This window comes from Arthrobacter sp. B0316-1-20 (assembly GCF_059091865.1).
In genome coordinates, this window is sequence record NZ_JBNHHC010000115.1 from 1 (window position 1) to 6017 (window position 6017).

At 65.5% G+C, this 6017-nt stretch carries 4 protein-coding genes and 1 pseudogene; 1 reads left to right on the forward strand and 4 read right to left on the reverse strand.

The features are described 5' to 3' along the window. Positions 1 to 16: 16 nt before the first annotated feature. The 4 genes and pseudogenes from AC5RW2_RS39820 to AC5RW2_RS39835 all read right to left on the reverse strand — a co-directional run bounded on the left by AC5RW2_RS39820 (position 17) and on the right by AC5RW2_RS39835 (position 5449). Positions 17 to 1192: an IS110 family RNA-guided transposase gene (locus AC5RW2_RS39820; RefSeq protein ID WP_493986717.1), complete on the reverse strand. Its 1176-nt coding sequence runs from the start codon at positions 1190 to 1192 to the stop codon at positions 17 to 19. A 250-nt stretch (positions 1193 to 1442) separates the two neighbouring features. Further along, positions 1443 to 2735, reverse strand: a pseudogene (locus AC5RW2_RS39825) (IS256 family transposase). Positions 2736 to 2856: 121 nt separating this feature from the next. Then, positions 2857 to 4044 carry a thiolase family protein gene (locus tag AC5RW2_RS39830; RefSeq protein WP_494037299.1) on the reverse strand — a complete coding sequence of 396 codons (1188 nt, stop codon included), beginning with the start codon at positions 4042 to 4044 and terminating at the stop codon, positions 2857 to 2859. Further along, positions 4025 to 5449, reverse strand: coding sequence for a class I adenylate-forming enzyme family protein (locus AC5RW2_RS39835; protein ID WP_494037300.1), 1425 nt, complete (start codon positions 5447 to 5449; stop codon positions 4025 to 4027). The genes AC5RW2_RS39830 and AC5RW2_RS39835 overlap by 20 nt, the downstream gene beginning before the upstream one ends. A gap of 98 nt (positions 5450 to 5547) precedes the next feature. Here AC5RW2_RS39835 and AC5RW2_RS39840 point away from each other — a divergent pair, with 98 nt between their 5' ends. Then, on the forward strand, positions 5548 to 6003 hold the full coding sequence (locus AC5RW2_RS39840) for a CHY zinc finger protein (protein ID WP_494037301.1): 456 nt from the start codon (positions 5548 to 5550) through the stop codon (positions 6001 to 6003). Positions 6004 to 6017: the final 14 nt, after the last annotated feature.

Below are 6017 nucleotides of genomic sequence, written 5' to 3' on the forward strand. Positions count from 1 at the left end.
ACGGCGCCTCTCTGTGTCAAGCTGCTGTGTGGGAGGGGCCGCTAGGATTGTTTTTGGCGGGTCCGGTATGTGACTTTTCCGAAGCGCCGGTTTGGGGATGGGAGTCGGCCACGCTGGATTCTGGAGTCGTTCCCCGGTGTCCTGCCGGACCCGCTTCCCGCAGGTGCTGGTCGTGGACCATGGTCCTGTAGATGACGTCCGCCAAACGACGTTTGAGACACCTGATCGCTTCTTTTTTCGATTTCCCGGCTGCCCGTTTGCGTTCGTAATAGGCCTTCCCGGCCGGGTCGGATCCGATCTGCGTCAGAGCGGCAATGTAGATGGCGTGGTTGAGTTGGCGGTCGCCGGTACGCGATAACCGGTGTCTGACGGTCTCCCCGGAAGAAACCTCCCGCGGAGCCACTCCGGCGTATGCGGCAAAGGCGGCGGCCGAGCGGAAACGGCCGACGGGACCGGTGCGGGCCAGAATCTTCGCCGCGTTCAGGTGGCCGATTCCGCGGATGCGCAGCAGCCCCGTTTGGGTGCTTTGCACCCTTTCGGTGATGCGTTCCTGCGCCTGAGCGATCCGCTTGTCCAGGCGCCGGACTTCGGCGATGAGGTCGGTGGCAATGAGCCTGCGGGTAACCGTCAGCGGGTCGGTGGCCCTGACCCGGCGCAGCAGCCCGGCGGCGGTATCGGCATCGAGGTTGCGGGGTGCTCCGCCGGTGATGAGCAGGTTCAACGCCGAGTGAAGCCGGTTGACTGATTGCGTGCGCGCCCGAACCAGATCATCGCGGTGCTCGGTCAAAAGCTTCAGTTCAGCGGCTGTTTCATCAATGCTGACCGGGCGCAGCCGGGTGGTCGTCGCGGCCGCTACTGCCACCGAGAGGGCATCGGCCTCATCGCTTTTGCGTCCGTGACCGGTGGAAAGGACCCTGACCCGTGCAGCGAGTTTCGCCGGAACATCCCAGACGGTGATCCCGTCGGCGGCCAGTAAAGCGGCCAGCGGCGCCCCCAGCCCGTAAGCGCCTTCCAGAGCCCATCTGGCGTTCGGATAACGGGCGGCGAACCTGGAAAGTTTGCGGTAGCCAGCGTCCGTCACCGGGACACGCGCCACCGCCCGCTGGTTCAGGCCGGCGTCAATGGCCACGGCCGTCCAGCTGCTTTTATGCGGGTCGACCCCGATGATGAACTGCCCCTCGTCCTTCTGCACCTGCTATGCCTCCTGCGATCAGATTTGCATCATGGGTCAGCAGGAGGGCACACCAGCTTTCGGTAGAACAGGCCTCTCTTAAGCCACTCCTGCCGGGAGACCGCGGTGAACCGGCACGCCGTTAGAAAGCCAGACCTGAAGGCCGGCAGGTGTATCCCGAGCCACAGGCTCACCGCGGTCTAAGGAACCATAGCTGCAGACCACGATTCCCTGCCTCTAGTGAACAAGCTGGTGTATCCGGCGGTTTGATTTAGTAGTTTTCAGCGGCCGGGAACCGGTCGCTGAAGGTGACGGCGAAGGCGTTCAAAGCGGGCTTCCAACGCACTGCCCATCGGGTCCTGCCGGTACCGGTCGGGTCCAGGGACCGGGTGACCAGGTACAGGCACTTTAGCGCGGCCTGCTCGGTGGGGAAATGCCCGCGGGCCTTCACCGCACGCCGGTACCGGGCATTGAGGGACTCCGTCGTTGGTTGAGCAGATCACCCGTCGGATTTCCACGTCGTAGTCCAAAAACGGGATGAACTCCTCCCAGTCGTTCTCCCACAGCCGCACGATCGCACCGTACTTCTTGCCCCACCGCTCCGTTAGCTCCTCGAATGCGGCCCTGGCAGCTGCGGCGTTCACGGCCGTGTAGATGGGTTTCACATCGCGTTTGAGTGCGTCCCAGTCCTTCTTCGAGGACAGGCGGAAGGTGTTGCGGACAGAAAAGATGATGCAGGTTTGCACCGTGGTCAGCGGCCAGACATTGGCCACGACCTCGGGCAGGCCCTTGAGTCCGTCGCAGACCAGGAAGAAGCTGTCCTTCACACCGCGGTTTCTGATGTCGGTGAGCACGCCCATCCAGAACTTCGCACCCTCGCCGCCGGTGCCGGCCCACAGGCCCAGGATGTCCTTCTCCCCGTCAAGGGTGACGCCTATGGCGGCGTAGATCGGCCGGTTGGCGAGACTGCCCGTCGCGGATCTTGACGACAATGGCGTCGATGAAGATCGCCGCGTAGACCTCATCCAGCGGCCGGTTCTGCCACCCGTTCATCTCCTCAAGCACCCGGTCGGTGATCCGGCTGATCGTCTCCCGGGAGACCTCGGCCCCGTAGATCTGAAGCGAAGTGCGCGCTGATTTCCCCGGTGGTCAGCCCCTTGGCGTAGAGCGAGAGGACCATCTCATCGACCCCGTTCAGGCGGCGCTGGCGCTTCCTGACGATGACCGGTTCGAAGGTGCCTTCGCGGTCCCGCGGCACGTCGATCTCGACCGGTCCGGTCGTCTCCGTGAGCACCGTTTTCGCACGCACTCCATTGCGGGAGTTGGCAGTCTGCTTGCCGGCCCCGTCGTGCTTCTCATAGCCCAGGTGCCCGGTCATTTCCTCATCGAGGGCGGTCTCGATGACGGTCCTGGTCAGCGCCTTGAGCAGACCGTCGGGCCCGGTCAGGGACAGGCCCTGCTCCTTCGCCATCCGCACCAGCTCACGGGCAGCCTCGGCCTCGGATTTCTCTGTCAGATTCTCAACGGATTCGGTACTCGTCACAGCCTCAAGTGTTCCGGCCATATCGGGCTCCTCCCCGCCGGGCCTGCCGTCCGGCGTGTCGAGCCGGAAACACAGTTAATTCCACAGTCCCCCCGACGGGACACGCACCAGAATCAGCAGATCAGGATTCTGCCCACCTGGGCTAGAGCTTTTTCCAGCGGAACAGCGCCGAAGTGCCCATCCCGCCGGCAATGCTGATCATCGCCAGCGCCGTTGTGCCATCAACGGCGGCCCTCCTGGCCTGGTGGAAAAGCCTGGTCACGAGCACTGCGCCGGAGGCGCCATAGGGGTGTCCCAGAGCCAGGGCGCCGCCTTCCCGGTTTACCCCGTCGACACTGAACCGGAGCAGGTCGAGGGTAGCCAGCACCTGCGCCGCAAACGCTTCGTTGAACTCGATCAGGTCCGGTGTGCCGACCGGTTGCCGCGACAGCAGCCGGCGGGTTGAAGCCGCCGCCCCTACACCCAGATACACCGGATCCACTCCGGCTGTCTCCCCATCCACGAACATCAAGCCGGTTTCCAATCCAAGCCGGCGCGCGGCGGCCAGTGAGGTCACGACAACGGCAGCGGCACCATCGTGGAACCCGGAGGAATTACCGGCAGTCACGCTCCCGCCCTCTTCAAAGGCCGCCGGAAAACGGTTGAGCAGTCCGGGGGTCAGCTTCCTGCGCGGCCCGTCGTCGGCTCCCACGCGCTGACCCCCGGCCTCGAGGGCAACCAGCTCCGCGTCGAACAATCCTGCATCCAACGCCCGTGCGGCCAGCGTGTGGCTGCGAAGCGCGAAAGCGTCCTGCCGGTGCCGGCCGATCCCGTACCGGCGGGCAACATTCTCGGCGGCCACGCCCATGTCCGGGTCACCCGTTTCCAGCGGGGCGTGCTGCGCCCGGTCATAGAATGCGAGGGTTCCGTCCGCCTCCCGGTAGGCGCGCGCCGGTGCCGTGCTGATGCTTTCCACGCCCCCGGCGAGGATGATATCGGCCCCGCCTGCTGCCACCAGGCGTGCCGCCAGGAGCACGGCGTCCAGCCCGGAGCCGCACTGGCGGTCCACGGTGAGCCCCGGGACGGAGACCGGCAGCTGCGCGGTGAGTGCGGCCAGCCGTGCCACATTGCCGCCGCCGCCGGCGGCATTTCCGATAATGACGTCGTTCACCGCCGCAGGAGCGATTCCGGTATCGGTCAGCAGCCGTGCCAGCAAGGGGGCCAGCAGCTCATGGTTCCGCAGGCTTGATAGGGCCCCGCCGGCCCGCGAAATGGGGGTGCGAAGAGCCGCCACGATCACCGGGGTGCGCGGGTTCACCCTGCCGGTCTGATCACTCCAGGGAACTGACACGCCGGTCGCCTCCTTCGATCCACTCAGCCAGCAGGGCCCTGCTCAGCTTGCCCGCCGCCGTAACGGGCCGCTCATCTAACAGGTAGTAGCGCCGGGGGCGCTTGGCCTGCCCCAGGGATTCTGCGGCCCTGCGGCGCAGTTCCCCCGCAGCCGGCACCCGCCCGTCCTCAGCCAGTATGCACGCAGCCACCTGGCTTCCGCGCAGGCTGTCCTTCAGTCCGACGGCAATGACGTCAGCAACTCCCGGCACGGACCGTAGCGCGGCCTCCACCTCGTGGGGATAAACGTTCTGGCCTCCGGTCACGATCATGTCCGCCCGGCGCCCCATGAAATGCAGCAGGCCCAGGGCGTCGACGAAGCCCTGATCCTGCACCGTGGCCCATTCGCCGAAACACCGGAGCGCAGTACCGTCATCGCCCCAGATGTAGCCATTGCTGATCAGTCCGCCCGTGACACTGATGTTCCCGGGCACTCCGGTACCGCAGGGATGACCGGCGTCATCGAGGATTCGAACTTCCACGCCGGGGAAGGGAGTGCCCACCGCGGTGTCGGGCAATGGCTCCTCTCCCGGTGCCAAGGCGCTGGCCGCCACGAAGCTCAGCTCGGAGGAACCGTAGTACTCGTGCAGCACGGCCTCAGGGGCCCAGCGCCGGGCAGCAGCGATGGCGGCCGGGGAAAGTTTGGCGCCTGCACAGACGATGTGCCGCAGCCGGCGGCCGGCCGCCGGGCCGTGGGGCCGGGACATGGCACGGTCGGCCAGCAGGTGAAGCTGCGTGGGCACAATCACCAGCCTGGTGACGGGGTACTTCTCCATCGTGGACAGGATCTCGGCCGTAGCAGCGGCCGGGACAGTCCGAAATTCCACCCCCTCCCACATGCATTCGGCCAGGGCATACAAATTCAACCCGGATGACAGCGGCCCCGGGACCAAAGTGCATCCGCCGGCCGCGGCTCCGAACATTTTCCCGCTGACCTCCAGTGAAAGCTGCCATGAGCGGCGCGTGCGGCGGAAAGCCTTGGGAAGTGCCGTGGTTCCGGAGGTCAGGCCGACCAGGAAGTCCGACTCCGGGGGACCATCGATCAACAGTTCCGGTTCTCCGGAAGCGGGGCGCCCGGCGGAGTCGATCAACCGATCGGGACACAGCCGTTCGAGCACTGCAGCCCGCTGTGCCGGCAGCCAAGACGGATCGAGAACGGCGCCGCGGCCGGTTCCGGCAAATGAGGCGATGACGGCGACCACCGCGTCGAGGGAATTCGGCAGGCACACCGCCGTCGTTCCAGGACACACGCTGCCGGCCGCTGCAGAGACCAGTTCAGCGAAGGTCAAGGAACTCTCAGCACTGGAAACCGCTGGAAGCTGCGGACGCTCCACCGCCCAGCGTTGCAGCCGGTCTAGGAAGGGCATCGATTCCACCTCTTTGCTTTTTCGGCGATGAAAGTAAGGTGGGGTAGGGAGCCCCGCCGACCCGGGCATTCGCCGGACTCCCCTGCACGCAAAGCCGCATGCACCGTAACACGACCGGAAGGACCCCCGTGAAGATTTACGGGAAACCCGTCGATGCGCACACGCGCTGTGTCCATTACCGGACGCGCAAGGACGTCATCGCCATCAAGTTCCACTGCTGTGGACATTACTATCCCTGCTTCCGGTGCCATGAAGAATGCGCGGACCACCCCGCCAAGGTCTGGCCGGAGGACCAATGGCAGGAGCGGGCGATTCTGTGCGGGGTCTGCCGGACAGAGCTGACCATTGCGGACTACCGGGTGAGCCTCCGCTGCCCGTCGTGCTCGGCCGAGTTCAACGAAGCCTGCAGCAATCATGCGCATCTGTATTTTGCCGTCCCGTCCCCGGATCAGGTCTCGGAAACGTCGGATTCCAGGCCCCGGGCCGAAATAGCGTCCCCGATGGCCTCCGCAGTCCGGATCAGTCCGACGATCACCGGCACCACAATTTCATAACCGGCAGCCTTTTG

Excerpts from the sequence above, each read along its gene's own strand:
- AC5RW2_RS39835 (WP_494037300.1), bottom strand. The coding sequence starts at position 5,449 with ATGCCCTTCCTAGACCGGCTGCAACGCTGGGCGGTGGAGCGTCCGCAG.
- AC5RW2_RS39840 (WP_494037301.1), top strand. The coding sequence starts at position 5,548 with ATGCACCGTAACACGACCGGAAGGACCCCCGTGAAGATTTACGGGAAA.